The organism is Corallococcus sp. AB049A (genome assembly GCF_003668885.1).
In the GTDB taxonomy this organism is placed as follows: Bacteria; Myxococcota; Myxococcia; order Myxococcales; family Myxococcaceae; genus Corallococcus; species Corallococcus interemptor.
Genome location: NZ_RAWL01000787.1, coordinates 1 through 1,468, shown reverse-complemented (window position 1 = coordinate 1,468; position 1,468 = coordinate 1). Strand labels below are relative to the sequence as shown.

Annotated in this window: 1 protein-coding gene; it reads left to right on the top strand. The window is 70.3% G+C overall.

What is annotated here, in order from left to right; all coding sequences use genetic code 11:
- Positions 1–121 precede the first annotated feature (121 nt).
- Positions 122–1,468 (top strand): YhjD/YihY/BrkB family envelope integrity protein (locus D7X55_RS39375; protein WP_233610365.1); only part of this gene is annotated, 1,347 nt, incomplete at its 3' end.

Here is a 1,468-nt window from a genome sequence, read left to right as displayed (position 1 = left end):
TTAAGTCGTCGGCAGCGTCAGATGTGTATAAGAGACAGCTCCTGGACTCCCGCGACCTGGCCGCGCCGGGCTGGAAGCGCGCCGGGAGGAAGCCGTGAAGCTCCGGAAGCTGTCCTGGGGCATGCGGCGCTCGCTCGTGCGAGCACGGGTGTGGGCGGTCCAGACAGCAACCCGCGTGTGGGCGCCCATCGGGGCCACGTCGGCGGGCCGCTTCGCGGCGGACATCTTCTTCGCGGGGCGCACCGTGGCGCGCGGCTTCATGGGCGAGAACCTGCGCCTGCGCGCCGCCGCGCTCACGTACATCAGCATGTTCTCGCTGGTGCCGCTGCTGACCGTGGGCATCGTGCTGCTGCGCACGCTCCACCAGGAGCAGTTCCAGCGGAAGCTGCGCTTCGTCATCTCCGAGGTGCTGGCGCCAGGGGTCAGCGAGGAGTCCGCCGCCCTGCTCGACCGGTTCCTGCACCCGGGCGACTCCATCGCGGTGGGCAGCGTGGGCTTCCTCGCGGTGCTGTTGTCCGCGGGCTCACTGCTGAGACACATCGACGGCGCGGTGAACGAGCTGTGGGGCATCCGGCGCCAGCGCCCGTGGCTCACGCGCCTGTCCATCTACGCGGGCCTGCTGGTGCTGGGCCCCATCTTCCTGGCCATCTCCTTCTCCGGCACCGGCCGGGTCCGCGTGCTGCTGCAGACCTACGCGCCCTCCGCGCCGTTCTTCATCGGGGTGGGCACCACGCTCATCGCCATGGGCAGCCTGACGCTGCTGTACCTGTGGACGCCGTATGCCCACGTGCGCGTGCGCTCGGCGCTGGCGGGCGGACTGGTGGCCGGCCTGGGCTGGATGCTGGCGAAGCAGGTGTACGCCGAGTTCGCCGCGCGCAGCTTCCTCTACAACCCCCTCTACGCGTCGCTGGGCGCCCTGCCCCTGTTCCTCGCCTGGGTGTACGTGAGCTGGCTGGTGATGCTGTTCGGCGCCCGGCTGTCCTACGCCGTGGAGCACGTCTCCTTCCGGGACTCACTCTTCGCCTTCGGCAGCCACCCGCGCGCGCACGAGCTGGTGGCCGCGCGCGTCGCCCAGGACGTCACGCTGTGCTGGGTGGACGGACGCACCCCGCCCCTGCCCCGGGAGCTGGCCACGCGGCTGCGCGTGCCGGAGTCGCTGGTGCATGAAGTGGTGGACCGGCTGGTGGAGGCCCGCCTCCTGGAGCGGGCGCGCCGGGGCGGCCTGCGCCCGGCGAGGGACCCCGCCGACATCACCCTCGCGGACACCACGCTCGCCGTGCACGGGGTGATGATCACCGGCGGCTCCGACACCTGGACGGGCCCCAAGGCCCCGGGCTTCGAACAGTTCGAGCCCCTGTTCCAGGCGGCCGACCTGTCTCCTATACACATCTCCGAGCCCACGAGACCGGAGCCTATCTCGTATGCCGCCTTCTGCCTGAAAAAAAAAACTAAAACACGAAGTCCGTTC